Consider the following 25,348-nt stretch of genomic DNA (forward strand, 5'->3'; position numbering starts at 1 on the left):
TTTCTTCAAGCGCGCCGCGCGACGGTCCAGATTGCTGCGCCGGCCATGATGGCGGCCGCGCTCCGGTTCAACCGAGCGCGAAAAACGGGCTTCCGCAGCGAATCCCGTGCCCGTGCCGCCAGGGCGGCATAGGGCGTCATGACGGCCACGAGCACCGACGCGGTCAGGCCGACGAGGGTGGCGTAGTTGGTGCCCGTGACGGTCCGGAGATCGACCAGAGTGGGCAGCACGGCGAGGTAGAAGACGATCGTCTTGGGGTTGGCCAGGGTGATGGTGATCCCGGCGATGAAGCTCGCCAGCGGCCGGTCGGCCGGGCCGTCCTCGATCCGATCGGTCGTCTCGGCCGAGCGCCACAGCCGGAAAGCCAGATAGGCGAGATAAAGACCGGCGCAGAGCCGGACGACCAGAAAAACCTCGCCCAGCGTTTCCGCGATCAGGGCCAGCCCGAACACCGCCGCGGACAGGAAGGTCAGATCCCCGAGGATCAGCCCCACCGAGAACGCCATGGCCGCCCGGAAGCCAGAACTCAGCGCGCGGGCGACCAGGGCAACGACGCCGGGGCCAGGTACGGCGGCGGCAACGCCGAGCGCCAGCGCATAGGTGAGAAAACCGGTGAGGGTCATCGATCGCTCCCCGATCGGACCGGAGGCGCAACCCGTTCACGAAGATGCCTCCGCGCAGGCGGAGAGAAGCGCTTTGACGACAGCATGATTCCGATCGTTCCCAAGTCGGCCGATCATGCCGCCGATTTCGGCGTCCGCAACCCGCATTCGATCGCGCGCCGTCACCGCCCCATTAGGGCGTCCACGTGGGCGGACACGGATTTAGACAGCCCCTCCAGACTGTAGCCGCCCTCCAGCACCGAGACGATCCGACCGCCGGCACAGCGCTCGGCCAGCTCCATCAGCTTGCGGGTCGCCCAGCCAAAATCCTCCGCCTCGAGCCGGAGGTTCGCCAGTGGATCGAGGCGGTGGGCGTCGAACCCCGCCGAGATCACGATCACGTCGGGCCGGAAGGTCTCCAGTCGCGACAGGATGCCGGCCTCGAACGCCTCGCGAAACGCTGCGCCGTCGTCGTTGGGCCGGAGCGGCACGTTGACGATCGTGTCCCTCTCACCCCGCTCGGAGGCGGCGCCGCTGCCCGGGAACAGCGGCATCTGGTGCGTCGAGGCATAGAGCACGCTGGCGTCGTCCCAAAAGATGTCCTGGCTGCCATTGCCGTGGTGGACGTCCCAATCGACCAGGGCCACCCGCTCGGCGCCGTGCTTCTCCCGGGCGTAGCGGGCCGCGATGGCGGCGTGGTTGAACAGGCAGAAGCCCATCGACCGGGTTCGCTCGGCGTGGTGGCCGGGCGGCCGCATCGCCACGAAGGCGTTCCGGCACTCGCCGGCCATCACCGCGTCGAGGGCGTGATTTGCCCCGCCGATAGCCCGCAGCGTCGCCTCCAGGCTGCCAGCGGAGAGGATCGTGTCGGCATCGATCCCGACCATGCCGTGTTCCGGGACGGCAGCGACCAGGGCGTCTACGTAGTCGCGCGGATGCGCCAGGGTGGCGACTTCAATTTCTGCCCGTGGCGCGGCCACTCGGACGAGGCCTGCGAAGCGCTCGTCTTCGAGGGCACGCTCGATCGCCCGCATCCGCGCCGGACGCTCCGGATGCCCCTCGGGCACCTCGTGGTCGAAACTCGCGGGATGGCTGACGTACAGGGTGGTCACGACGGTCGCTCCCGGATGCGGTCCTGTCGCGCGCCTGCAACAAGAGCCGGCAATGTGCCATGGGCGCAACGCGCCGACTACGGTGGGGTGCCCGTCCTGGTTATAGTTGCTCAAATCTTCCACGGGACGGGTCTCGACCAGGCCATAAGCCCAAGGTCCGGAAGCTGTCCGAAGAAAGCCGCATGCGCATCATTCCGGTCATCGCCTGCGCCATGCTGCTCGCGAGTTGCACCTTTCAAGCCGTGCCGGATCCACAAGTCTCGGCCCGTGACGCCGAGTTCATGGCGCTCGTCCCCGAGGCCGAGTTCGACCCCCACTTCGCCCGCTATCAAGTGGAAGACCCGACCGGGCAGCCTCCGGGCACAATCGTCGTCGAAACCAAGGAGCGGCAGCTCTACCTCGTGCTGCCGGACGGCAAGGCGATCCGCTACGGCGTGTCGGTGGGGGACGAGGCGTATGGCTGGGCGGGCACCGCCACAGTCGACCGGAAGGCGGAGTGGCCGGCCTGGAACCCGCCGGCCGAAATGATCAAGCGCTGGCCCCACGTCCACGCCATGCAGGGTGGACCGATGAACCCCCTTGGCGCTCGCGCCCTCTACCTTGCGGATCACGGCAAGGACACGCTCTACCGCATCCACGGCACCAATGAGCCGGAGAAGATCGGCCAAGCGGTCTCCTCGGGCTGCATCCGCATGCGCAACATCGACGTGGTGGACCTGTTCAACCGCGTCCCCGTTGGCGCCACGGTCATCGTCCGGTAACGCAACTGATCAACGTCCCAATAAGCCTGCTTGCTTGGTTCGTGTTTACCTGAACTTCCGTTCAGATCTTGCCGTTAACTTCCGGCAGGGGTGCCGTCCCGTAAGTTCAAATCACACCGGGACAAACACCGACCACAGCAAAGGTCGGAGGAGCAGGCAGCCATGACCATGATCTCCGTTCAACAGTTCTGCAACCATGCTGTTTCGACTGGCACGATCAGCGACGAGGACCTCCTGGTCCTCAAGCGCGAGGTCCTGCCGGAGGGGATCATGAGCCGCGACGAGGCGGACATGCTGATCGCCCTGGAGCGCGCGGTGATCGGCTCGGACGCCTTCGCCGACTTCCTCGTGGCCTCGGTGGTCGATTTCGCCGTGTGGGGCTTGCGCCCGACCGGCTATATCGACCGCGAGGTCGCCGCCTGGCTCGCCGGCTCGCTCACTGGCCGCGACGGGCCGAGCCCGGTCGACGCCCGGATCGCCATGGAGATCGTCCGCGAGGCGCAGGGCAGCGCCGAGGCCCTGATGGCCTTCGCCCTGGATGCGAACCGCTGGACCCGCGAGGCCCAGGCTCCGCGCGTCACCTTTGCGTTGGCGGCTTGAGCCTCCGACCAAGGCGTAGCTTCCGTCTTCGGCGCAACTGATCTATCGGGACAGTCAAGCCGGTGTGCAATCCGGCGATCTCGAGAGCGATGCGCCAGCGATGTTCGATAAGATCCTGATCGCCAACCGGGGCGAAATCGCCTGCCGGGTCATCAAGACCGCCCGGAAGATGGGCATCAGGACGGTCGCAGTCTACTCGGACGCCGACCGCGATGCGGTCCACGTCGCCATGGCGGACGAGGCGGTCCATATCGGCCCCGCCGCCGCTGCCCAGTCTTATCTCGTCATCGAGAAGATCGTCGAAGCCTGCCGGCAGACCGGCGCCCAGGCGGTCCATCCCGGCTACGGCTTCCTGTCAGAGCGCGAAGCTTTCCCGAAGGCGCTGGAAGCCGCCGGCATCGTGTTCATCGGTCCCAATCCTGGCGCCATCGCCGCCATGGGCGACAAGATCGAGTCCAAGAAGGCGGCGGCTGCCGCCAATGTCTCCACCGTCCCGGGCTATCTGGGCGTGATCGAGAGCCCCGAGCACGCCGTCGAGATCGCTGACGGCATCGGCTATCCGGTGATGATCAAGGCGTCGGCCGGCGGCGGCGGCAAGGGCATGCGCATCGCCCATTCGTCTGGCGAGGTCGCGGAGGGCTTCGCCCGCGCCAAGTCCGAGGCGTCTTCGTCCTTCGGCGACGACCGGGTGTTCGTGGAGAAGTTCATCACCGATCCGCGGCATATCGAGATCCAGGTGATCGGCGATAAGCACGGTAACGTGATCTATCTCGGCGAGCGCGAATGCTCGATCCAGCGCCGCAATCAAAAGGTGATCGAGGAGGCGCCGTCGCCGCTGCTCGATCCCGAGACCCGCCGGAAGATGGGCGAGCAGGCCGTCGCCCTCGCCAAGGCGGTGAATTACGACTCCGCCGGCACGGTCGAGTTCGTGGCTGGCCAGGACAAGTCCTTCTACTTCCTAGAGATGAATACCCGCCTCCAAGTCGAGCATCCGGTCACCGAGATGATCACCGGTCTGGACCTCGTCGAGCTGATGATCCGGGTCGCGGCCGGCGAGAAGCTTCCGCTGACGCAAGAGCAGGTGAAGCTCGACGGCTGGGCGGTCGAGAGCCGCGTCTACGCCGAGGATCCGACCCGCAACTTCCTGCCCTCGATCGGCCGGCTCACCACTTACCGGCCGCCGGAGGAGGGCCGCCAGGGCGCCGCGATCGTGCGCAACGATACAGGCGTGGAAGAAGGCGGCGAGATCGCGATCCACTACGATCCGATGATCGCCAAGCTGGTGACCTGGGCGCCGACCCGCACCGAAGCGATCGCCGCGCAGGGCGATGCGCTGGACGCCTTCGCGATCGACGGCATCCGCCACAACATCCCGTTCCTCTCGGCGCTAATGGCTCATCCGCGCTGGCAAGAGGGCAATCTCTCAACCGGCTTTATCGCCGAGGAATTCCCGAACGGCTTCGTCGCCCCCGAGCCCGCGGGCGCGGTGGCGATCCGCATGATGGCCGCCGCGGCCGCGATCGACCACAAGCTCAACCAGCGCAAGCGCGGGATCTCCGGGCAGATGCGCGCACCCGGCCTGTTCGCCTTCGAGCGCGACCGCGTCGTGATCCTGGCCGGCCAATCCTATCCGGTCACCGTCGAGCCCGAGGGCGAGGACCTGATCGTCACCCGGGACGGCGGCACCTCGCTGTCCGTCGCGAGCGCGTGGCGGCCGGGCGAGCCGGTCTGGATCGGCTCGATCGGCTCCGAGCGCGTCGCCATCCAGGTCCGCGGCCTGCTGAACGGCGTGTTCCTGCAGCACGCCGGCGCGGCGGCCGAGGCACGGGTCTATACCCGCCGCGAGGCCGAGCTCGCCGCGCTGATGCCCGTGAAGGAGCAGGCCGGCTCGGGTAAGCAGGTGCTTTGCCCGATGCCGGGTCTCGTGAAGCAGATCCTGGTCACCGAAGGCCAGGAAGTGAAGAACGGCGAGCCGATTGCGGTGGTCGAGGCGATGAAGATGGAGAACATGCTCCGCGCCGAGCGCGACGCCACGGTCGCGAAGATCCACGCCAAGGAAGGCGACAGCCTTGCGGTCGACGCGGTAATCCTAGAGTTTGCTTGAAGGTTCTTTCGCCCTCACGTCGTCATGACTGCCGCATCCGACGAGCAGACGAAGCTGTTGGCGACCGCCATCAACAACGTGGCGGTCTCCTTCGTCGTGATCGGCTTTGTGACGCCGGTGGTCGCAGTGAGCTTCGGTGGGCCCGCGGGCGTTATCCAGCGCGTTGAGAACGTAGTCTTTGCCTTCGCCTGGCTTTGCACCGGGTTCGTACCACATTGGACAGCGAGGCAGATTCTGCGGGGGATCAAGCCATGAGCGCCGACTGGCTTTTCGTCACATTCGTGATCCCGGCGGTGGCCATCGCCGTCGCCTACGTGGCGATGCGCGCAAACGAATGGTCCATTCAGCGCGACGAGCGGAAATCCGGGAAGTAATTCAGCGGCGCGACCACCAACGGTCGCTGCATGCCCTTATACTTCGCCTACGGCGCGAACATGGATGCCACCGCGATGGCCCTGCGTTGCCCGGTCTCGCGGCTGATCGGCTGCGGGCGGCTGCCGGGATACTGCTTCATCATCATGCGCGAGGGCTACGCCTCGGTGGTGCGAGACTCTGCCCGCGTGGTCCACGGCGTCCTGTGGGAACTGGCCCTCGACGACATCCCGGCTCTCGACCGCTACGAAGGCGTTGCCGGTGGCCTTTACGCGAAGGCGACGCTGCCTGTGACCACAGCCAGTGGGGTCAAGCGTGCCCTGATCTATCTTGGCCGGTCGACCGCATCTGGCCGGCCGCGGCCGGGTTACCTCGAAGCCGTCGTGGCGGCTGCCCAGGCCGCGCAACTGCCGCCAGCCTATATCCGCGAACTCGGTCGCTGGACGCGTGGCGCGCCCGCCTGATCATTCGGCAATTGGTACGCAACCTGCTTGCTCGCGATCGACCGGGGCGGCGACACCATCATGCGCCTCAGTCAGCTGTGATGATTGCGCAGCGTGCCCCTCGGTCAACGGCGATCGGCGGCCGCGTGCGAGGGAGAGGTTCGCATGTCCTATCTGGCGCCCGCCGATTTCGTGAAGAAGGCCGTCGATGCCGGTGAATCGAAGGTCTTCATGGCCACCAAAGACACCTTTATCCGGGCCTACATGGCCGGCGCGATCCTGGCGCTCGCCGCAGCTTTCGCGGTAACCATCAATCAGACCACGGGCCAACCGCTCGTCGGGGCGCTGCTGTTCCCGGTCGGCTTCTCCATGCTGTATCTGTTGGGCTACGATCTTTTCACGGGCGTCTGCGTCCTCACGCCACTCGCCCTCATCGACAAGCGCCCGGGTGTCACCGTGGCCGGCATCGCCCGCAACTGGACTCTCGTGTTCTTCGGGAATTTCGCCGGCGCCCTTACCACGGCGTTGATGATGGCGATCGTCTTCACGTTCGGCTTCGCAACTGAGCCGAATGCCGTCGGCAAAGCGATTGCCGGCATCGGCGAGGCGCGTACCCTCGGCTACGAGAAGTACGGCGCGGCCGGCATGCTGACGCTCTTCGTGCGCGCCATGATGTGCAACTGGATGGTCTCCACCGGTGTCATCGGCGCGATGCTGTCGACCTCGGTCCCCGGCAAGGTGATCGCCATGTGGATGCCGATCACGGTGTTCTTCTTCATGACCTTCGAGCACTCGGTCGTGAACATGTTCCTGTTCCCGTCGGCGATCCTGATGGGCGGCCACCTGACCGTCATGGATTACCTGCTGTGGAACGAGATCCCGACGCTGCTCGGCAACATCGTCGGCGGCCTCGCCTTCACCGGCCTGATGCTCTACTCGACCCACGTTCGGACGGGCGAGAAGCGTTCAGCCCCGGTTGGTGTGGACGCGCGTCGCCCGATGGCGGCCGAGTGAGGTTTGGCGGCCCGCGCCCCGGCGCGGGCCTTTCCTAGGCGGTGTGATCTCGATGAGTGCGACCCGCACCGTCTCTGTCATCATCACGGGACGCGTTCAGGGCGGCTCCTACCGAGCCTGGACACAGGCCGAAGCGCGTGCGCGGGGCTTGTCCGGCTTCGTCCGTAATCAGGACGATGGTTCCGTCGAGGCCCTATTCAGCGGGCCGGCGGAGGTCGTCGATCAGATGGTTGCGCTGTGCCGGTCCGGCCCCCCAAGCGCGCGGGTCTCCGACATCAGCGTGCGCGAGGGCGGCGACCCGCCGGACACGAGCCAGTTCGAGGTCCTGCGACGTTGAGGGGGCGCAGGGCGGCGCGACGGGTTCTGCGGCACGGGCGGGACTGGTATGGCCTCGGGCCGCTTCCGGTTCCGAATGCTGGCGCCACGACTCCATGACCGACCTGACTGCAGGCAGCGCCGCCTTCTCGCCCCTGGATCTTGGAGCGCTGGCGTATTTCATCGTTGCCTGGGTCGCGTATGGCCTATCGGTCGGCCGCCTGCGCGGCCGCATGATCTCGCTGAGCCAGATCATGAATGTTCACCGGTCGAACTGGGCTCGGCAAATCATCGGCCGCGAGAACCGGGTGGTCGACACGCAGATCAACGCCTCACTCCAGAACGGCACCGCCTTCTTCGCATCCACTTCGCTGATCGCGCTGGGCTCGGTGCTGACTCTGTCGCGTTCCGGCGACGACGTCCTCAACCTGTTCGCGACGCTGCCGTTCGGTACGGTGGCGAACCGCACCACCTGGGAATTGAAGGTTGCCGGCCTCGCTGTGGTGTTCGTCTACGCCTTTTTCAAATTCGCCTGGGCGTATCGGCTGTTCAATTACGCGGCGATCTTGCTCGGTGCAGTGCCTCCGAAAGGCTCGGGCGTCAGCGACATCGAGATGATGCGGGCGGTCCGCCGACTTGCGGCGATGAATGTCAGCGCCGGCCGGCATTTCGCCCGGGGACAGCGCGCCTTCTTTTTCGCGCTTGCCTATCTCGGCTGGTTCGTGAGCCCGTATGTGCTCATCGCCTCGACAAGTGCCGTCGTCGTCATCATGTGGCGTCGACAGTTCGCCTCGGATATCCGCAAGGCGTTGCTGGAGGCCGGTGAGGGCCCGCATGAGGGACCGCTGCTGGCTCCCGCCGAGGAAGCACGGACATGATTACGACCAAGGCGGACGAAGCGGCGATCGAGGAGACCCTGCTTGGCCTCGTGGCCGAGCGCGGGGCTGGCAAGACGATCTGCCCCTCCGAAGTCGCCCGCGCGCTGGGCGGCCCGCATCCAGACGGGTGGGGGCCGCTGATGCAGCCGGTGCGGCGGGTCGCGGTGCGGCTGGCGCATGCCGGCCAGGTTGCGATCCTGCGAAAAGGCAAGCCTGTCGATCCGAACGATTTTCGCGGTATCTATCGGCTGGCGTTGCCGGGCGCCGCCACTGGCTCCGGCCCCGGCAGCCAATCCGACGTGTAGCCGGCGAGCCGGTAGGCCGCGAGGCCAATCCACTCCTTCACCGCGAGATCGAGTTGAAGGAGACCGTCGGAGGCAAAACCGTGGAAGCGTGCGATGTCGCCCCAGCCGCGGGTTCGATAATCGACCGGGAACGCGTCGACTGTGAAGCCAGCCTCCCGGAAACAGCCGATCGCCCGGGGCATGTGCCAGGCCGAGGTGATCAGCAGCCAGCGCTCGCCCGGCTTCGGTAGGACCAACGCAGCCGTAAAGGCGGCGTTCTCTCGCGTATTGCGTGATCGGTTCTCGAGGATCATCCGGGTCCGAGGCAGGCCGAGAACATCAGCGTGGCGGCTGACGATATCGGCTTCTGCGATGCCGCCGCCGACGAAGCCGCTCCCGCCTGAGAAGACCAGCCGGGCCGCCGGGAAGCGCCGCGCCAAATCGGCGAGGTAGATCGGCCGTTCGCCGGCATCGTTGACGATGACCTGATCGCGCGTTTCGGACAATCCGGCCTCGATGCCGCCGCCGAGCACGATGATGCCCGCCGGAGCCGGCCCGTCATCCGGGTACGCCGGGAAGCGCTGCTCCAGCGGCAGCAGGGCAATCTCCGACAGGGGCGCCAAACCGCCAAGGACAAGTCCAAGCACGCCGAAACCGGCGAGACCGAGGCCGGTCCGGCGCAAGCGCGTCAACGCCAGCAGAAAGAGCCCAGCGAAAATCGAGAATATGAAGGCGTTCGATGGGGTGATCAGGAAATAGACCACCTTCGAGAGCGGGAAAAACACGACCGTGTCTCAGATCGGTTTCGCCTCGGCTTCAAACCGGGACAGGGCAGCGGCGTCCGGGGGCAGCAGGGTAGCAAGGCTCCCGCCCTTCTCCACTTCACGCTGGATCCAAAGGTCTAGGCGCTGCTGCTCGACGGCTTCCAGCGCAACCCGCTCGGCGATATCTGCCGGCAGCGCAACGATGCCGCTGGAACCGCAGACCATGATATCACCCGGATAAATTGCGGCACCGCCGCAGGAGACGGGCTCCTGTGAGCCGACGAGCGATAGGGTGTCACTTCCGCCCACCGGAGCGGACCAGACCGGCAGGCCGACCGTATCCGGCAGGGCGGCGTCGGTGACGAGACCGGCCACGCCGCGCTGGGCGAGCCGCGCCGCGACGATCGCCCCGAAGGGCAGGGCGAGGCTGGAACCGGCCGCATCGATCACCAGGACCGCGCCCTCCGGAACCGCATCGATCGCGGCGGCCAGATCGCCTGCGGCGTCGTTGCGGGCCGGAATCATCCGCACCGTATAAGCAGGTCCGATAGCACTGCCGCCGCGGCCGGATAGACCATGCGGGCTGAACGCTTTCACGCCGGCCCGCGTCAGCGCCCGGGCCAAACTCGCCGGGGTCACTGCAGAGAGCGCGTCGCGCAGGGTCGGGTCGATCGCCATCAGAGGCTCCGTGGAAGGCCGGCGCCGGACGGATCGGCGAATTTGCAGAAGGTGGATCGCATGGGCGCGCCGACAAGGCCGCGCTTGCGGCTTCGCCCCGAAAGGCTGCCACTTGGCACAACGACGCGCATGAACTCAGGAAATCGGCTCGCCGAGGGCCCGAGCCGCCCCGGACCGGACGGCGATCCGCTCGTACCAGCGGCGCAAGGCCGGGCGCTCGATGCGGTCGGCCGGCAGGTTGAGCCAGCGATGCGCCGCGCAGCCGAGGGCGATGTCGGCGATGCTGAAGCCAGCGCCGACCGCATAATCGCGATCGGCCAAATGCGCGTCCAGGATGGCGGCGAAGGCTTCCGTGCGCTTCACCGAGGCTGCGATCACGGCTCGGTCCGGATTCGGTGACCGGTAGAGCTGCCAGAACGCGTCGCGCATGGCGGGCGTGAAGGTGGTGGCCTGCCAGTCCAGCCATTGCTCGACAAGGGCGCATGTCCGCGGGTCGGCGGGCAGCGCGAGGGCCGGTGAAATCGCCGCCACGTAGCGCAGGATGGCATTGGATTCCCAGAGGATGAACCCGTCTTCCTCGAGCGTCGGGACGAGCCCGTTCGGATTCATGGCGCGGTAGGCGGGATCATCGACGACGCCGTGGGCACCGCCGGCATCGACCCGCTCATAGGCGAGCCCAGCCTCATCCAGCGCCCAGGCCGCCTTCTGCACGTTGACCGAGGTGAGCCGGCCCCAGAGCTTGCGCATCGTCACGACATCTCTCCGCTAGGCCTTCGGCGGGTAGGCGTGCTCGCACCCGGACGGGTCGGTCACCCGCGTCTCGCCATCCGAGTCGGCCAGGTAACCGGGTCCGACCGGCACTTTGCCGTGGCCGCCCGGGATGTCGAGCACATAGGTCGGCTGAGCCAGGCCGGAGAGACGGCCGCGCAGGGCGCGCATCAGGTCCTGTCCCTCGGTCAGGCTGGTCCGCAGGTGACCGGTGCCCGGGGCGAGGTCACCGTGATGCAGGTAATAAGGTTTGATCCGGTTCTCCACGAAGGCCCGCATCAGCGCTTCCAGGGTTTTGGCGTCGTCGTTGACCCCGCGCAGGAGCACCGACTGGCTGACCATCGGGATCCCGGCATCGACCAACCGGGCGCAGGCAGCGCCGGCCTTTGGCGTGAGCTCGCGCGGGTGGTTGGCATGGAGGGCGACGAAGACCGCCCGGCCGAACCGCTTGAGCGCGCTGACCAAATCGTCGTCGACGAGATCCGGTTTCACCACCGGCACGCGGGTGTGGATCCGCACCACCCGCACGTGCTCGATCGAAGACAGCCGCTCGGCGATCACGCCGAGGCGCCGGGCCGAGAGCGCGAACGGGTCGCCGCCGGTGAGCACCACCTCCCAGATCCGCGGATCCCGCGCGATGTAGGCCAGGGCGCCGTCGAGCTCGGTTTCGGTGAGCGAGCCCAGGCCGTCCGGCCCGACCATCTCCCGGCGGAAGCAGAACCGGCAATAGACCGGGCAGATATGCAGCGGCTTCAGCAGCACGCGGTCGGGGTAGCGATGGACAATGCCCACCACCGGAGCGTGTGCCTCGTCGCCGATCGGGTCTGCCCGCTCCTCTGGGGCAACCACACTTTCCGCAACCTGCGGCACGAACTGACGGGCGATCGGATCGGCCGGATCGTGGATGTCGATCAGCGCGGCCATGTCCGGCGTGACCGAGACGGCGTAGCGTTCCAGCACAGCGCGCAGCGCATCCGCCTCAGGTCCGGACAGCAGGCCGGCCTCGGCGAGGTCGGCGGCGTTGCGCAGGGTGCGGTTCACGGCCGGGTCTCCGCCACCGGGGTCCAGAGGACGTCGTCGATCCGGTTCGCGCCGCAGGCCAGCATGGCCAGGCGGTCGAAGCCGAGGGCGATCCCGGAGGCGTCGGGCATCACGGCCAATGCGGCGAAGAAATCCTCGTCGATCGGGTAGGTCTCTTCGTAGATCTGCAGCTTTTCCGCCATCTCCACTTCGAAGCGCCTGCGAAGGGAAACCGGATCGGTCAATTCGCCGAAGGCATTGGCGAGTTCGACCCCGCACGCATAAAGTTCGAACCGTTCCGCCACCCGCGGATCCTCCGGGGCCGGCCGGGCGAGCGCCGCTTCGCTGATCGGGTACGCGCACAGGATCGTCGGGCGGCCGATGCCGAGATGCGGCTCGATCCGGGCCACCAGCACCCGGGAAAACAGATCGGCCCAGGTGTCATCGGACGCGACCCGCAGGCCCGCTTCGGACACCGCACCGGCGAGGCCGTCGCGATCGGTCTCGCCGCTGGAAGACACCGTTGCCAAAAGATCGATGCCGGCAAAGCGCGTGAAGGCCTCGGCGAGGGTGAGGCGCTCCGGCTCGGCGAACGGGTCGGTCTCCCGGCCGCGATAGGCGAAGCGGCGGGTTCCGGCGGTCTCGGCGGCGAGCGCGAGCAGGTCGGCGCAATCGGCCATCAGGTCGGTGTAGGGCACCCCGGCGCGGTACCATTCCAGCATGGTGAATTCGGGATGGTGCAGCGGTCCGCGCTCGCGATTGCGGAACACCCGGGCGACGCTGAGCAGCCGGGTCTCGCCGGCCGCCAGGAGCTTCTTGCAGGCAAATTCCGGCGAGGTGTGCAGGTAGAGCGGCGTCCGCGCCCCGCTGGCGCCGATCGCCTCGGTGGCGAAGGCCGAGAGATGCGCTTCGTTGCCGGGCGAGACCTGCAGGCAGGCGGTCTCGGCCTCCACGAAATCGCGCGCGGCGAACCAGGCCCGGAAGGCGGCCAGGATCCGGTTGCGCATCAGGAGCCGCGGGCGCCGGTCGGCGTGGCGATCGGGCGACCACCAGGGGGAGGGGGCGCCACTCACAGCCCGGCCCCCGCCGGACTCCCGTATCCGCGGACGCGGGGGCAAGCCGCGTGATCGGCGAGCGAATGGGCAGACATCATACTCGGTCGCCTGCGGGCAGAGCGCCCACGCGCCCCGGTTGCGCCCCGCCGGCTGGCAACGGCGTCGCAGATGCGATAGTGGCGGGGCCTAGATCCAGTGCACGCGCTTGGCGTGTGCCGACCCGCCTTGTCAATGCAGGACGTAATTCCGTGAAGGTGATCGCCTCAACGCTCCGTAAGGGCAACGTCGTCGAAAAGGACGGCAAGCTCTACGTGATCCTGTTCGCCGAGAACATCCACCCCGGCAAGGGCACCCCGGTAACCCAGCTCGACATGCGGCGCATTACGGATGGCGTGAAGGTGTCCGAGCGGTACCGCACCACCGAGCAGGTCGAGCGCGCCTTCGTCGAGGATCGCGAGCACACCTTCCTGTACAGCGACGCGGAAGGGTTCCACTTCATGAACCCTGAGAGCTACGAGCAGGTCGCCGTGCCGGCCGACGTCGTCGGCGACGCCGCCCCCTACCTTCAGGAGGGCATGGCGGTGATGCTGGCGAGCCACAACGACGTGCCGCTGACCATCGAGCTGCCCCAGCGGGTCACCCTGGAGGTCGCCGAGACCGAGCCGGTGCTCAAGGGACAGACCGCCTCCTCGTCCTACAAGCCGGCCACGCTCTCGAACGGCGTGCGCACCACCGTGCCGCCGCACATCGCGGCCGGCACCCGGGTCGTCGTGATGACGGCGGACGGCGCCTACGTCGAGCGCGCCAAGGACTGATCGGGTTTGGGGGTTCTCGCCCCGGGACGACAGTCGCGCGGGCGGGACCCCTCTAGCCAACCCCTACCGCTCATCCTGCGTTGGCGGCGCGCAGCGACGCCCACGAAGGAGGGCTCCGGGGATCGCGGGCAAACTGGAGGCCTCCTGCGAGGCCCGCTGCGCGCGCACCTCAGGAGGGGGTGATCGGTTCTGGGGCCGCAGGTCCCGTCGCCGCTATCGAACACACTGCCTCACCGTGGCGCGCGAGATGCGGCCTCGATCGCCCCGTAGCACCCCTGAGACAGAGCCTGTGCCCGCAGCCGCTCCGGCGCGCTGAACGGCCGTCCATCCTCTCGGAACAGATCCTCCTTGAGCAGTGCCTCGGAGGTGCAGCGGGCGGCGATCCGGCAGAGCGGAAGCTCGCCGCCGGTGCGGGTGCAGATCCGCACGTAATCGGCCCGGAACGCCCGCAACCCCGCATGCGGGTTCGGCCCCGTCAGGGTGACGAGCCCGGTGAGCAGCCCCAACAGGACCGGCTGGTGGACGAGATACACGACGAGGCTGTGGCGCCCCGCGAAGGTCGCCGCGCGGCCGAGCGTCGTGCGCGGCGCCCAGGCGCCGAGGCTTGACCGTCTGAGCCGGGGCAGGCCGAGCCGCCCGACGAAGATCCCCGTGAGGACGAACCCGAACCACGGGAACAGCGGGACGTAATCGTTGGTCCGCGGCGTCCCGGTACCGAGGCCGAGAAAGAACAGGATCGGTGCGTCGAGCACCGGCGCATGGAGCCACAGCGGCGCGGCGAAGATTGCGGCGGCAGCCAGCATCGTCACGGGCAGCGGCAGGAACAGGAACGGCAGGCCGAGCACGCTGGCGACGGCGATGCAGTGCAGGATCCCGAAGAACACGTAAGCGTCCGGGAAGGCCAGCCAGGTTCCGGCCGTGACCAGCAGCGCCGCCCCGCCGATCCGGGCGAGCCGCGTCAGGGTCGGCCGAACGCGAACGCCATGCCCATTCATCAGCACCAGCCCGACCCCAACGAGGGTCAGGAAGGTGCCGGCGATCGCCTCGGCTGCCCGGTGGCCGGCCGGCGTCAGGGCGTAATTCTCGGCCGTCAGCCGCAGATATCCGAGGTCCCAGAGCGTGTGGTAGCTCGCCATCGCCAGGAGCGCGGCCGCCCGCACGGCATCAATGATCGGCAGCCGGCGCTGCCCGGAAGCCGGGGTGGGGCGGGACGGCTCGGGGCGGTTCGCGTCGGTCGACATGCGACGGCGTCAAACCATGCCGGCGCCTCCGGCGCCACCGCGGCGAGGCTTCGCGACCGTCTTCGGGGTACCGGGCCGATGACCCTCTCGAAAACGTGAAGCCCGCTGCTTGCCGCTCGCGAAAACCTGACTCGACGGCGTGCCGGAAGAGATCCAGACGACGCGATCGGCGTGAAAACGCCTTTCCCCGGTCCGGCCTGCGACCGATCGACTGTTGCGGGGCTGCCTCCCCCGGGCAAGATTGCAACTCGGCAAGGCTCCTATGCCGGTCATATGGGCTTTCCGGGAATCAGGACTTCGTTAATCTTGCTGTGTGAGCGCGCGGCGTGATTCGGTGTAGGTTGCTCGGCCATGTCTGACGAACGCGGATCCGGGCCGGAAACCCCCAATCGGATTGAGGAAGCCCGGGGTGCCGAGACGGCGCAGGACGAGGCGCTCGACCTCGTCGAGGTCTCCGGCCGGATCAAGTGGTTCGACGTATCGAAGGGCTTCGGCTTCATCGTGCCCGATGACGGCGCCCCCGATATTCTGCTGCACGTCACCTGCCTGCGCCGCGACGGCTTCCAGGCGGCCAGCGAGGGCGCGCGCATCGTCGTGGAGGCGGTGGAGCGTCCGCGCGGCTGGCAGGCGTTCCGGGTGATCTCCCTCGACCAGTCGGCGGCCTTGCATCCCTCCGAGATGCCGATGCCGCGGACCCACGTCTCGGTCACGCCGACCAGCGGGCTGGAGACGGCTGTGGTGAAGTGGTTCAACCGGCTGCGCGGCTTCGGCTTCCTCACCCGCGGTGACGGCACGCCCGACATCTTCGTGCACATGGAGACCCTGCGCCGCTACGGCATCGCCGAGCTGAAGCCCGGCGAGGCGGTGCTAGTGCGCTATGGCGACGGCTCCAAGGGCGTGATGGCGGCCGAGATCCGCCTGATCGACGGCACGCTCCCGACCTCGCACTGACGCCACGGCCCGGACGCGCTATTGGACAGCGCCCTGTGCGCGTTTCCTGAAGAGGCATCAGCCCGTGAAATCTCTGTTCCGCGTCGCTCAGGCGGCGGCCATCGCCGGCCTGGTCCTGACCGCGCCCGCGGCCTTCCTGCCCGTCTCCGCCCAGAATCCGGCGCGCGAGAGTGCCGCCAAGACAGAGCCGCTCACCATCGTGAGCAAGACGGGCCCGAAGCGGTTCGCCGTCGAGGTGATGCGGGACGATGCCGGCCGCTCCCGGGGCCTGATGTTCCGCCGGCACATGGCCGCCGATCACGGCATGCTGTTCGATTTCGAGCGCACCGAGCCGGTGACCATGTGGATGAAGAACACCTATCTGCCGCTCGACATGCTGTTCATCCGCCCGGACGGCGTCGTCAGCCGGATCGCGGCCGATACCGAGCCGCTCTCCACCGCGATCATCCCGTCGGGCAGCCCGGTCTCGGCGGTGCTGGAGCTCAATGCCGGCACGGCGGCCAAGCTCGGGATCCAGGCGGGCGACACGATCGAGCACCCTTTGTTCAAGGCGCGCTGATCCGAATCGGATTTTTGCGAACGCAGCGGGAACAATCGCCTTGACCGCTGCGATGTTCCGCGCCAATGTTCCGGCATTGTTCCGGTGCGTCGGAATGCCGGCACAGCGCGGAGGACCCGATGAGCGATGTGGCCGATGCCGAACTGTTCGGCAACGACGATTGGTCGGTGAGCGCGGACGGGCTTGAGCACCGCGGCACCGGCTATTTCATCAGCCGGGGGGCCCTGTCGGCGCGGCGCGCCGAGGGCCTCTGGGACTGGCCGCTGCAGATGGCGGAAAAGAGCTGGTGCCGTCCGAGCCTGTTCCGCGACGCGTTCCTGAATGCCCTGCAGCATTTCGGGATCGCCCGCGATGCCGGCCTGACCCGCTCCTTCGCCCTGGGCTACGGCATCCGAGCGGTTGAAGCGCCTGTCGCGGAGACGTTCGTCACCCTGGCCGATGTGCTCAAGCCCCGCGCCGTCCCCGAGACGGTCCGCGTTGCCGTCCCGCGCCCGGTACGGGCGCTCGTTGCGGCCGGCGCCTGAGGCGTCCGGTCATTTGACCGCGCCTGTCTTCGCCGGATAGCCCTCTTCGCGAGATTGCGGGAGAGATGATCATGGCGAATGCTGATAATGCCGGGCTCGACGGCCTGATCACGTCACCGCTTTCGCGGCGCGGCTTCGTGATGACCAGCCTGATCAGCGGCCTGACCGTCGCGACCACGCGCGTCGAGGCGCAGGTGATCCACACCGACGCGTCCGGGATCGAGGCCGGGGAGGTCAAGATCCCCGCCGCCGACGGCCCGATGCCGGCCTACCGGGCTGTGCCGGAAGGCGCAGGTCCGTTCCCGATCGTGCTGGTGATCGAGGAGATCTTCGGGGTCCACGAGTACATCAAGGACATCTGCCGGCGGCTCGCCAAGGCCGGCTACTGCGCGGTCGCGCCCGAGCTCTACGCGCGGCAGGGCGATCTCTCGACCATGACCGATCCCAAGGTCATCATCCGGGACGTCATCTCCAAGACACCCGACGCCCAGTGGATCGGCGACCTCGACGCCACCGCCGCCTGGGCGGCCTCGGCCGCGAAGGGCGATCCCGGCCGGCTCGGCGTGATGGGCTGGTGCCGGGGCGGGCGGGACGCGTGGCTCTACGCGGCGCATCGTCGCGACCTGAAGGCGGCCGTGGCCTGGTACGGGCCGCTCGGCGGCGAGCGGACCGACATCCAGCCCCGCACCGCCGGGGATGTGGCGGGTGAGATCCACGCGCCCCTGCTCGCCCTCTATGGGGGCGCCGATGCCGGCATCCCGCCAGCGACCGTCGAAGAGGCCCGGGACAAGGCGAAGGAAGCCGGCAAGAGCGTCGAACTGGTGATCTACCCCGAGGCGCCGCATGGTTTCCACGCGGATTACCGGCCGAGCTATCGCAAGGACGCGGCCGAGGACGGCTGGAACCGGGCACTTGCCTTCTTGAAAGCCCACGGCGTCGGCTGAACCGAGGGGTTTCCCCGGTCTTGGTCGGATGTTCCTCGGTCGCTGTGCTTCCCGGGACACGGCCACAACTTGCTGAATATGCCAGGGTCGCGGGAGGATCTGTGCCTGCGCGGGTCCGGCCGACCGCGGCGATCGGGCCGTTGAACCGAATGTCGCGACCGCCGTTCAGCCCCTGTAGAGTGTCCCGGCCCATGAGCGACTCGGTACAGCCCGGACAGAAGCCCGTCATCCTCGTCGTGGAGGACCAACCCGACGAGCGCTTCCTCGCGGCCACGCTGCTGGAGGATACGGGCTTCACCGTGATCGAGGCTGAGACCGCCGACCGGGCGCTGGCGATCCTCAATGACCGGGCGGACGAGGTCAGCGTCGTCTTCTCCGATGTGCGCACGCCCGGGCCGATCGGCGGCTTCGAGCTGGCCCGGATCATCGGCGTGACCTGGCCGCGGGTGCGGGTGCTGCTCACTTCCGGCGATGCCGGCGACCAGCCGAGCGATCTGCGTATGTCGGCGACGTTCATTCCGAAGCCCTGGCGGGCCGAGGATATCCTGGCCTGGGTGGAGCAGGCCGCCGGGCGGCCATCGGGCGCGACCGGGCCTGCGGTGATCGGTCCGGGTGGTCAATTAATTACACCGGGTGTGGAAACCTAAGGCCAACTCCGGGTTGTACGCCACTCTCGGAGCGCGCCGCGCCCCGTCCCGTGTCACGCCGTCGGCCCCAACAACATCATGCGCATCGTCGCCATCAACCATGCCGAGTCGCTCTGGCGCCGTCCCTGGGACGACACGCCCGACACCCAGGTCGTCGACACGCTGAGCGACGAGCTGCGGGCCCATTACGGCCCGGCGGCCGACGAGGTCCCGGCCGAGATCCTGGCGCTGGCCCTGCGCCTCGATGGGATGGATTCCGAACGGGTCTTCGCCGCCTGACGCCGCTCCTGAGTCGCCAAGGCGGGGGAATCTGCTATTCAGCGGGCTCTGACCTGCCGGCGCATCGCGTCTCTCAGTCGAGCCCCTCATGCGTCTCACCGTTCTTCGCGGATCGCTCGCCGTTGGCCTGATCCTGGCGCTCGCCGGATTGCAGACCGCGCAGGCCGCCGCGCCCCCGCCGCAGCCCGCGGATGGCCCCGGCGGCGTCGGTGACCGCAAGGCCACGATCGTGAAGCGCCTGGTCGGCCGCGGGACCGGCAGCCTGTTCGCATTTCATGCGGCCGGCGCGGCGCCGGAAGCCGGCCGGCCCGTGGCCGTGTTCCTGCACGGGTGGGGCGTGGTCAATCCGCAGAGCTACGGCGGCTGGATCGACCACCTGACCCGCCAGGGCTGGCTCGTGCTCTACCCCCGCTTCCAGGACGTGAACCGGACGCGTCCGGCCGACGCCCCCGGCATCGCCGAGACTCTGGTCAAGGCCGCGCTCGCCGACCTCGCCTCCGATGCCGACGCCAAGCCCGATCTCGGCCGTGTGGCGCTGATCGGGCATCTGGCGGGCGCGCCCATCGCCTTCGACATGGCCGCCGACGCCAAGCAGCAGGGCCTGCCGGTGCCGAAGCTGATCTTCGCGGCGGCGCCGGGCGGCATTGCCAGTGGGCCGAAATCCCGCGGCATCGCGCTCACCGAGCTGTCCGGGATCGACCCGTCGACGCTGCTGATCGCCATGGTCGGCGACAAGGACACGCGCGCCGCCGACCTCGCGGCCAAGCGCCTGCTGCGCGAGGCCAGCGCCGTGCCGATCGAGCGCAAGCTGTTCGTGCGCGCCCTCTCGGACGATCACGGTTTCCCGGCCCTGACCGCGACGCTCGCGGCGCCGGCCGGCCTCGACATCGCCTATGATGGCGGCGCGATCAAGCCGGGACCGGAGCCGAAGGACGCTGCCAAGGACGCTCCGAAGCCGCCGCCGTTCCGCTGGTCCGCCGACATGGCGCTCACCGGCGAGCAGCAGACGCTGGTGTCCCAGATCAATATCGCCCGGGTCGATGCGCTGGATTACCTCGGCTTCTGGAAGACGTTCGACATCGCCGCCGCGGCAGCCTTCGCCGGCTCGGACGCGAACGCCATGAAGGGCAACCCCCGGCTCGCCGACATGGAGCGCTGGAGCGACGGCTGGCCGGTCAAGCGGCTCGCCGTCGAGACACCGCGCCTGGCGCCGCCCGTCCAGGCCGCCCAGCCCGCTGTGGCCGCCCGCAAGCGCTGATCGCGCCGCCGGGCTTCCCCTTGGCGCAGCGCTTGCTAGTCTCCCTGTGTTCGACACGGGGGATGATGCCATGCCCGAGTTCGTCGCCAGCCTGCTCGCCGCAGCCGCCTTCTGCCTGACCCTGCTGGCGCTGAATGCGCTGACGCGCCTGCTGATCCAGGCGCATGGGGCGCCGCCGGATCTCGGCGAATCCGGCTTCCTGCAGATCGGCGGCGCCCTGGTGGCCGCCCGGGTGGCCTACCGCCGGGCGCCGCATCGGCAGATGGACTGAGCTTCAGCGCAGAAAATCCCCAAAGGCCCGCGGGCCGTTGCCGGTGGGGATGGTCTTCAGCACCGTGAGCGAGCGTGCGTCGAGGACGCTGAGCGTGTTGTCGCCCCAGTTGGCGACGTAGAGCTGGCCGTCCGCATCGGCCGCGATCCCCTCCGGATGGTCGCCGACATCGATATCGGCGATCGGCTTGAGGGTCGCGAGGTCGAAGGCCGTGACGCTCCCGGCATATTGGTCGGTGACGAAGCCGCGTCCCGCCGACAGAGCGATCACGTAGGGCCGCCGTCCGGTGGGGATCCGGCTGATCTCGCGGCCTGCTGCGAGGTCGATCACCGAGACATCGTCGCTCGTGACGTTCGCCGTGTAGGCGCGCCCGGCGGCGGCATCGAGGGTGATGCCGAACGGGTGCTGGCCGACCGGGATTGTTTTCGTTTCCGTGCGGGCCTTGGCATCGACCACAGAGACCGTGTCGGCCTCCCGGTTGGCGACGTAGAGGGTCGCCCCGTCGGGGGAGACGGCGATGCCGGAGGGCGAGGCGCCGACTGCGATCTCGCCGTTGGGAACCAGCGTGCCGTCGCGCTCGGTCAGCACGAACAGCCGGTGGCCGTACCAATCCGCCACGTAGACCGTGCCACCCTTGGGATCGGCAGCGACGCCGAGCGGTCCGCCCGGCAGTGGTACCTCCGCCACGACACGCCCGGCATCGAGGTCGAGTACGGCCAGGCCGTGCCCCTCGGGCCGCGTGACGTAGGCCCGCTTGCGGTCCGGCGACAGGGCGATGCCGGCCGGCGCGCCGTCGACCGGGATGCTGCGCAGAACCTTGCCGGCGGCGAGATCGACCACCTCGACCACGCCGCCGAGCTGGGCCGTCACGATCGCTTCCCGCGCCGGTTCGGCGCGGGCGAGCGTGGCGGCGAGGACGAGGCCGGCGGCGAGTGCCGTCCGGCCTCTGCCCACGTGAAGACGCAGGTTTGTGCCGCAGAACCGCGGGGCCATGCGGCGCAACCTGCGCGGGCTCACGAGCCCTTCTCGACCTTGGCCTTCAGGTTGGCGAGGCTCGCCTTGATCCAGTCGCCGACGCCCTTCTCGGAGGCTTCGTCGTTCAGCTCGGGCGGCGGATCGTTGTTCATGTAGCCGCGGTAGAACGCCGCCTTCCATTCGACCTTGGACTTGGCATCGCCCGCCGGCTCGACCGTGATCGAAGCGGAATAGTCGTTGGCCGGAAGGTCCTTCACGTCGACCTTGTCAATATAGTAGGAGAACAGCTTCTCGTCCGGCTTGAATTTGTTGCTGGTCTCCTGGATCTGATCGCCGTTCTTGAGCGTCAGGGTCCGCTTGAACTTGTTCGGCACGTCGCCGGTCACCTCGGTCTTGGTGACGTTCTGGATCCAGTCGGCATTCTTCACATCGCCGATGACGGCCCAGACCTTATCGGCCGGCGCGTTGATCTCGATCGACTCGGAAATCTTGCGCCGGGTCGGGCCGTGGGCCTGCGCGGTCGCCGCCACCAGGGCAGCCGTAGCCGCCAAGGCCAGGGTTATTTTCTTCATCGTGTCCTGCTCCTCCCGCCTCCAGGGCGCATTCCGGTGATGGGGATACCGGTTCCGCGCCGCAGAGCGTGTCACAAGTAAGTGTCAGATCCGCATCCGACGGAACGGATACGGATCTAGCGGTCGTCCCGATCGAGGATGCGCGCCTCGGGGCCGAGGGCCGCCGCGACCTTGTCCTCGATCCAGCCCCAGGCCTCGCGCTCGCGCGGGCCCGCGGTCTTGGCGATGGCGATGGCGAGGTAGGCCATCTCCGTCAACACCTTGTCCGGCTCAAGCATGTGGAGCCGGGTCGAAAGGATCGCCGCCTCCAGCACTGCGGCCTGGGCGCGGTTGTAGCCGATGAACGGCGCGTGGGCGGCGGAATGGACCATGCGGCCGCGGAAGCGCGGCCTCGTCTCGTGATCGTCCACGGACGCGACCGCGAACTCCGCGTGGCCGAAACTGTCGGCGAGCCGGCGGCCGTCAATGGCCGCGCACGCCACGGTCGGCCATTCGCGCCGCCCCGTCACTGCGCCGGCGATCACCCGGATGTCCCGCGGGCTCGACGCCGCGAAGCACGGGTTGGCCTCGAGATTGGCGATGGTCGGCGAGGGCCGGAACGGCGCCAGCACGTAGCCGTCCGCCTCGCCGATCAGCCCGAAGGGGACGAGGTGCAGCTCGCCGGACGGCGCGAGGGTGGTGACGATCGTCTCAAGGATCAGCGGCATGGCTCAGGCCCTGTCCACCGGAACGAGCCGGCCGCAGACCAGCTTGGTCACTGGCTGAACGGGCTCGGGCACGGCGTCGACCCGCGCCTCGGAATCCGAAATCGTCTCGGGCGCGTCGGCATCCGCCTCGGGCTTCACCAGCCGGGCGTCGCGGGTGCCGGGCGGCGGCGCATCGGGGCCGGAATGGCGGGTGTGGCCGGCCTTCTTGAAGGCGGTCGAATCCTCGACCTCGGCATCGGCCGCGCAGCCCCAGTCGAGGGGCTCGTCCTGGACGTAGCGCTTGCCGAGCCGCCAGGCGGTCTCGGCCTTGGCGAGCTCGGCCCCGAGATAGAAGGCGTGGGCGCCGTCGCTCGCCACGTCGAGATCGGGGAAGAAGGCCATCGCGTCGGTGCCGACCCTGTGGACGTCGCGGTTGTAGACATGGATCCCGTCCTCGGCGACGGCGATCCGATAATTCGGGTCGCGGACCTCGGCGGCCGCCTGGGCGACTTCCGCGGCGGTCTGCACGAAGGGGCGCTTGTCGTGAAGGGCGAGCAGCGCCCGGCCGTAGCCCTTGGGCAGAGCGGAATCGGCCTTCGCCGCGTACATTACCCGCCGGGCGGCGTCGTGCTCCTCGACGGTGCGGCGCGTGTGGTTGGAGACCTGGACGATCAGCACGTTGCCGATCGACAATTCCGAGCACATCCCGACCAGAAGGGCGGTGACGCCCAGCGAATCCGCCTCGGTCAGCTCCGTCAGGTTGCCGGTGCCCATCATCATCTGGATGTCGGGCCATCGGGCGCGGGTGTCGCGGTAGCGGCTGATCGAATCGACGAAGCCGTGGTGGATCGGCTCCAGGATCGGATCCGCCAGGAACGGTTTCCCGGCCTTCAGCATCCGCTCGATCGCCCGGTCGAGGGAGGGCAGGTCGTCCGGGCGCAGGGGCACCAGGATCGGTACGGCATCGGTCTCGAAGGCCAGATCCAGCGTGTCGACGTTCAGGCTGAGCAGGTAGTCGGCCCCGGCGCGGGCGCCCCGGGCCAGCTCGTCCTGGGAGAAGGAATCGACGCTGACCTTCAGGCCGGCGCCCTTCAGGGCCACCACCGACTCTTCCAGATGCGGGAAGGTCGTGTCCGGCAGGCCGCCGAGATCGATCACGTCGGCGCCGCGGCGGGCGAGGTCGAGGCCCTTGGCCAGGATCTCGTCGGGGGTCATCTTCGAGGCGTCGACGATCTCGGAGAAGATCCGCAGGTCGTGCTTCGACAGATCGACCTTGCGGCCGGCAAGCCCCAGCCAGGCCGGCAGGTCGACCACCTCGTCGGGCCCACGCTCCACCGGCAGGTGGAAATGCTCGGCCAGGCGTCCGGTATCGGCCCGGCAGCGGCCGGGCAGGACGATCCGGGTCGCGCCCTCGGGCATCTCGACCCGGCGGCGGATGATCTCCTCGGTCATCAGCGCGGCGACCTTCACGCCGGCATCCGCGATGCTCCAGTGGATCGTCGCCGGCAGGCCGGCCGCGACCTTTTCGAGCCGCGCCCGGGCGAGGCGGCCAGTGACGAAGACGATGTGCTCGGGGGCGCTCACGCCGCCACCCGCTGCGGCAGCGTCACTTGGCGGGTCGGCCCCCAGATCGCGATCGGGCCGCCATAGCGCATCGCGAAGGCCGGGAAGGCGGCATCCACCAGCCCGCGCCGGGCCAGGATGTCGGGGGTTTCATCCGGCGCAGCGTCGGCGGACTTCACCAGCACGCAGCGGCGGGCGCACAGGCGCGCGGCCAGCCAGAGGGCGAGGCTGTCGGAGGTGACGTCCCAGCTCTCGGGGATGTCGGGATGTCCGGCGCGCAGGCTCGCCGGGTCCCAGACGCCAGCCGCGGGAGCGGCGGCCCAGGGCTCGACGCTGCGGACGAGGCGAGGCTCCTGATCACAAAAATGAGCGGCCCTGTGGCCCATGGCGTCGAGGGCGCGGCGGTGGGCCTCGGCATCGTCGAAGCCGTCGCGGATCTGGTCGGCCCGCACGGCATCCGCAAAAGCCCCGCCGCCCGGCACGACGATGCAGCGCCCGTGGACGCCCTGCGCCACCTCGGTGAGCAGGGCGCGCAGCCGCGCCGGGTCAAATTCCAGGCTGCCGCCGATCTTGAGGATCGTCGTCACGCGGCATCCCGATGGAGAGGCCGCAGGGCGCGCACGGCTTCGGCGACCCGCAGGGGATCGATGCCGTTGCGCCGGTCGAAATCGCGGCACAGGCCGCCGCGGAAGCCGAAATAGTCCGGGCGATGGGGGCTCAACACCGGGATATCGGTGATCCGGAGCGAGCCGGCGAGTCCGCACATGAGCCCGTGGGTCCGGCACGCGGCCGTGAAGGCAGCCAGCGTATCCGGCTCGGCAAGATCGGTCAGCCGGGCGCCGGTCTTGCCGGCGGTGTCGATCATCACCCCCGCGAAACCCGCCCGCGCCAAAGCCGGGACCAGATCGGCCGCCGGTCCATCCTCGGCGAACAGGACGGCGATCAAGCGGCCGGGCGCGGCCGCAACGAGGGAGGCGAGCGCGGCCGGATCGCGCCGTTGGCGGAGATCGAGACCGGTCTTCACCCAATCGATCCCGGTCGCCACCATCGCGGTGACGGATTCGGGCGTCGGGTCGGCCACCGCGCTGGTCACCGCGGCGCCCGCGACCCGGGCGACGATCGCCGCCACCAGCTGGGCTTCGAGGGCACCGAGCGCGCCGCGCTCCGGATCCTTGGCGTCGATCAGGTCGGCCCCGGCGAGCTGGGCGGCCTCGGCCTCGGCCGGATCGCGGACGCTGACGAGGAGGCGGGGCAGGGGGCCGGGCGGAACAGGGAACGCGGACACGGATCTCT

33 protein-coding genes are annotated in these 25,348 nt (G+C 68.7%); 19 read left to right on the forward strand and 14 right to left on the reverse strand.

Features of this window, described 5'->3' with window-relative positions; all coding sequences use genetic code 11:
• Positions 1-5: 5 nt before the first annotated feature.
• Both MKK65_RS14535 and MKK65_RS14540 read right to left on the reverse strand, forming a co-directional pair.
• Positions 6-623: a LysE family translocator gene (locus MKK65_RS14535; RefSeq protein ID WP_243958460.1), complete on the reverse strand. Its 618-nt coding sequence runs from the start codon at positions 621-623 to the stop codon at positions 6-8.
• A gap of 161 nt (positions 624-784) precedes the next feature.
• Positions 785-1,714 carry a histone deacetylase family protein gene (locus MKK65_RS14540; RefSeq protein WP_243958462.1) on the reverse strand — a complete coding sequence of 310 codons (930 nt, stop codon included), beginning with the start codon at positions 1,712-1,714 and terminating at the stop codon, positions 785-787.
• A gap of 182 nt (positions 1,715-1,896) precedes the next feature.
• Here MKK65_RS14540 and MKK65_RS14545 point away from each other — a divergent pair, with 182 nt between their 5' ends.
• The 10 genes from MKK65_RS14545 (at position 1,897) to MKK65_RS14585 (ending at position 8,506) form a co-directional block, all read left to right on the forward strand.
• Positions 1,897-2,475: a L,D-transpeptidase gene (locus MKK65_RS14545; protein ID WP_243958463.1), complete on the forward strand. Its 579-nt coding sequence runs from the start codon at positions 1,897-1,899 to the stop codon at positions 2,473-2,475.
• A gap of 162 nt (positions 2,476-2,637) precedes the next feature.
• On the forward strand, positions 2,638-3,075 hold the full coding sequence (locus MKK65_RS14550; RefSeq protein ID WP_243958465.1) for a hypothetical protein: 438 nt from the start codon (positions 2,638-2,640) through the stop codon (positions 3,073-3,075).
• A 100-nt stretch (positions 3,076-3,175) separates the two neighbouring features.
• Entirely contained in the window at positions 3,176-5,179 is a 2,004-nt protein-coding gene (locus MKK65_RS14555; protein ID WP_243958467.1) for an acetyl/propionyl/methylcrotonyl-CoA carboxylase subunit alpha, read from the forward strand.
• A 24-nt stretch (positions 5,180-5,203) separates the two neighbouring features.
• A complete protein-coding gene (locus MKK65_RS14560) occupies positions 5,204-5,434 on the forward strand; it encodes a hypothetical protein (RefSeq protein WP_243958469.1) in 231 nt (76 codons plus the stop codon).
• On the forward strand, positions 5,431-5,553 hold the full coding sequence (locus MKK65_RS31200; RefSeq protein ID WP_279596718.1) for a hypothetical protein: 123 nt from the start codon (positions 5,431-5,433) through the stop codon (positions 5,551-5,553). Before MKK65_RS14560 ends, MKK65_RS31200 begins: the two co-directional genes overlap by 4 nt.
• 30 nt (positions 5,554-5,583) lie before the next feature.
• A complete protein-coding gene (locus tag MKK65_RS14565; RefSeq protein WP_243958471.1) occupies positions 5,584-6,015 on the forward strand; it encodes a gamma-glutamylcyclotransferase family protein in 432 nt (143 codons plus the stop codon).
• A 144-nt stretch (positions 6,016-6,159) separates the two neighbouring features.
• A complete protein-coding gene (locus tag MKK65_RS14570; protein ID WP_058194444.1) occupies positions 6,160-7,008 on the forward strand; it encodes a formate/nitrite transporter family protein in 849 nt (282 codons plus the stop codon).
• Positions 7,009-7,060: 52 nt separating this feature from the next.
• A complete protein-coding gene (locus MKK65_RS14575) occupies positions 7,061-7,345 on the forward strand; it encodes an acylphosphatase (protein WP_243958473.1) in 285 nt (94 codons plus the stop codon).
• A gap of 94 nt (positions 7,346-7,439) precedes the next feature.
• Positions 7,440-8,201, forward strand: a complete 762-nt coding sequence (locus MKK65_RS14580; protein WP_243958475.1) for a DUF599 domain-containing protein — start codon at positions 7,440-7,442, stop codon at positions 8,199-8,201.
• On the forward strand, positions 8,198-8,506 hold the full coding sequence (locus MKK65_RS14585) for a DUF3253 domain-containing protein (protein ID WP_243958477.1): 309 nt from the start codon (positions 8,198-8,200) through the stop codon (positions 8,504-8,506). Before MKK65_RS14580 ends, MKK65_RS14585 begins: the two co-directional genes overlap by 4 nt.
• Here the strand turns inward: MKK65_RS14585 and MKK65_RS14590 are convergent.
• The 5 genes from MKK65_RS14590 to epmA all read right to left on the reverse strand — a co-directional run bounded on the left by MKK65_RS14590 (position 8,443) and on the right by epmA (position 12,788).
• Entirely contained in the window at positions 8,443-9,270 is an 828-nt protein-coding gene (locus tag MKK65_RS14590; protein ID WP_058194448.1) for a YdcF family protein, read from the reverse strand. The genes MKK65_RS14585 and MKK65_RS14590 overlap by 64 nt on opposite strands.
• Before the next feature lie 9 nt (positions 9,271-9,279).
• Positions 9,280-9,927: a dimethylmenaquinone methyltransferase gene (locus MKK65_RS14595; protein WP_243958479.1), complete on the reverse strand. Its 648-nt coding sequence runs from the start codon at positions 9,925-9,927 to the stop codon at positions 9,280-9,282.
• A 135-nt stretch (positions 9,928-10,062) separates the two neighbouring features.
• Positions 10,063-10,674, reverse strand: coding sequence for a glutathione S-transferase family protein (locus tag MKK65_RS14600; RefSeq protein WP_243958572.1), 612 nt, complete (start codon positions 10,672-10,674; stop codon positions 10,063-10,065).
• A gap of 18 nt (positions 10,675-10,692) precedes the next feature.
• Complete coding sequence (locus tag MKK65_RS14605; RefSeq protein WP_243958481.1) at positions 10,693-11,736, reverse strand: lysine-2,3-aminomutase-like protein; 1,044 nt, start codon at positions 11,734-11,736, stop codon at positions 10,693-10,695.
• Positions 11,733-12,788 (reverse strand): EF-P lysine aminoacylase EpmA, encoded by a 1,056-nt coding sequence (epmA, locus tag MKK65_RS14610; RefSeq protein ID WP_243958483.1) that lies wholly within the window; start codon positions 12,786-12,788, stop codon positions 11,733-11,735. Before epmA ends, MKK65_RS14605 begins: the two co-directional genes overlap by 4 nt.
• 230 nt (positions 12,789-13,018) lie before the next feature.
• Here epmA and efp point away from each other — a divergent pair, with 230 nt between their 5' ends.
• Complete coding sequence (gene efp, locus MKK65_RS14615; protein ID WP_092041355.1) at positions 13,019-13,585, forward strand: elongation factor P; 567 nt, start codon at positions 13,019-13,021, stop codon at positions 13,583-13,585.
• Between the two features lie 230 nt (positions 13,586-13,815).
• Here efp and MKK65_RS14620 read toward each other — a convergent pair whose 3' ends face one another.
• Entirely contained in the window at positions 13,816-14,826 is a 1,011-nt protein-coding gene (locus MKK65_RS14620; protein WP_243958485.1) for a heparan-alpha-glucosaminide N-acetyltransferase, read from the reverse strand.
• A 351-nt stretch (positions 14,827-15,177) separates the two neighbouring features.
• On the opposite strand from MKK65_RS14620, the gene MKK65_RS14625 reads away from it, so the two are divergent.
• From MKK65_RS14625 to MKK65_RS14660, 8 genes are all read left to right on the forward strand, one after another.
• On the forward strand, positions 15,178-15,777 hold the full coding sequence (locus MKK65_RS14625) for a cold-shock protein (protein ID WP_243958487.1): 600 nt from the start codon (positions 15,178-15,180) through the stop codon (positions 15,775-15,777).
• Between the two features lie 64 nt (positions 15,778-15,841).
• Positions 15,842-16,336 carry a DUF192 domain-containing protein gene (locus tag MKK65_RS14630; RefSeq protein ID WP_243958490.1) on the forward strand — a complete coding sequence of 165 codons (495 nt, stop codon included), beginning with the start codon at positions 15,842-15,844 and terminating at the stop codon, positions 16,334-16,336.
• A 119-nt stretch (positions 16,337-16,455) separates the two neighbouring features.
• Positions 16,456-16,860, forward strand: a complete 405-nt coding sequence (locus MKK65_RS14635; RefSeq protein ID WP_243958491.1) for a hypothetical protein — start codon at positions 16,456-16,458, stop codon at positions 16,858-16,860.
• A 71-nt stretch (positions 16,861-16,931) separates the two neighbouring features.
• Complete coding sequence (locus MKK65_RS14640; RefSeq protein WP_243958492.1) at positions 16,932-17,804, forward strand: dienelactone hydrolase family protein; 873 nt, start codon at positions 16,932-16,934, stop codon at positions 17,802-17,804.
• 191 nt (positions 17,805-17,995) lie between these two features.
• A complete protein-coding gene (locus MKK65_RS14645) occupies positions 17,996-18,451 on the forward strand; it encodes a response regulator (RefSeq protein ID WP_243958493.1) in 456 nt (151 codons plus the stop codon).
• A 78-nt stretch (positions 18,452-18,529) separates the two neighbouring features.
• On the forward strand, positions 18,530-18,730 hold the full coding sequence (locus tag MKK65_RS14650) for a hypothetical protein (protein WP_058194459.1): 201 nt from the start codon (positions 18,530-18,532) through the stop codon (positions 18,728-18,730).
• Between the two features lie 88 nt (positions 18,731-18,818).
• Positions 18,819-19,988: a chlorophyllase/cutinase-like alpha/beta fold protein gene (locus tag MKK65_RS14655; RefSeq protein ID WP_243958494.1), complete on the forward strand. Its 1,170-nt coding sequence runs from the start codon at positions 18,819-18,821 to the stop codon at positions 19,986-19,988.
• Between the two features lie 70 nt (positions 19,989-20,058).
• Complete coding sequence (locus MKK65_RS14660) at positions 20,059-20,259, forward strand: hypothetical protein (protein WP_058194461.1); 201 nt, start codon at positions 20,059-20,061, stop codon at positions 20,257-20,259.
• A 3-nt stretch (positions 20,260-20,262) separates the two neighbouring features.
• Here MKK65_RS14660 and MKK65_RS14665 read toward each other — a convergent pair whose 3' ends face one another.
• The 6 genes from MKK65_RS14665 to MKK65_RS14690 form a co-directional block, all read right to left on the reverse strand.
• Positions 20,263-21,252: a YncE family protein gene (locus MKK65_RS14665; protein ID WP_243958495.1), complete on the reverse strand. Its 990-nt coding sequence runs from the start codon at positions 21,250-21,252 to the stop codon at positions 20,263-20,265.
• Between the two features lie 20 nt (positions 21,253-21,272).
• Positions 21,273-21,806 carry an SRPBCC family protein gene (locus MKK65_RS14670; protein WP_058194463.1) on the reverse strand — a complete coding sequence of 178 codons (534 nt, stop codon included), beginning with the start codon at positions 21,804-21,806 and terminating at the stop codon, positions 21,273-21,275.
• 116 nt (positions 21,807-21,922) lie between these two features.
• Entirely contained in the window at positions 21,923-22,513 is a 591-nt protein-coding gene (locus MKK65_RS14675) for a DUF447 domain-containing protein (RefSeq protein WP_243958496.1), read from the reverse strand.
• A 3-nt stretch (positions 22,514-22,516) separates the two neighbouring features.
• The gene (locus MKK65_RS14680) at positions 22,517-24,076 is read right to left on the reverse strand and encodes a DUF6513 domain-containing protein (RefSeq protein ID WP_243958497.1); all 1,560 of its coding nucleotides are present in this window, start codon (positions 24,074-24,076) and stop codon (positions 22,517-22,519) included.
• Positions 24,073-24,642, reverse strand: a complete 570-nt coding sequence (locus MKK65_RS14685) for a uridylate kinase (protein WP_243958498.1) — start codon at positions 24,640-24,642, stop codon at positions 24,073-24,075. Before MKK65_RS14685 ends, MKK65_RS14680 begins: the two co-directional genes overlap by 4 nt.
• Positions 24,639-25,340 carry a (5-formylfuran-3-yl)methyl phosphate synthase gene (locus tag MKK65_RS14690; RefSeq protein WP_243958499.1) on the reverse strand — a complete coding sequence of 234 codons (702 nt, stop codon included), beginning with the start codon at positions 25,338-25,340 and terminating at the stop codon, positions 24,639-24,641. The genes MKK65_RS14685 and MKK65_RS14690 overlap by 4 nt, the downstream gene beginning before the upstream one ends.
• Positions 25,341-25,348 lie beyond the last annotated feature (8 nt).

Source organism: Methylobacterium sp. J-001, assembly GCF_022829565.1.
Classification (GTDB): domain Bacteria; phylum Pseudomonadota; class Alphaproteobacteria; order Rhizobiales; family Beijerinckiaceae; genus Methylobacterium.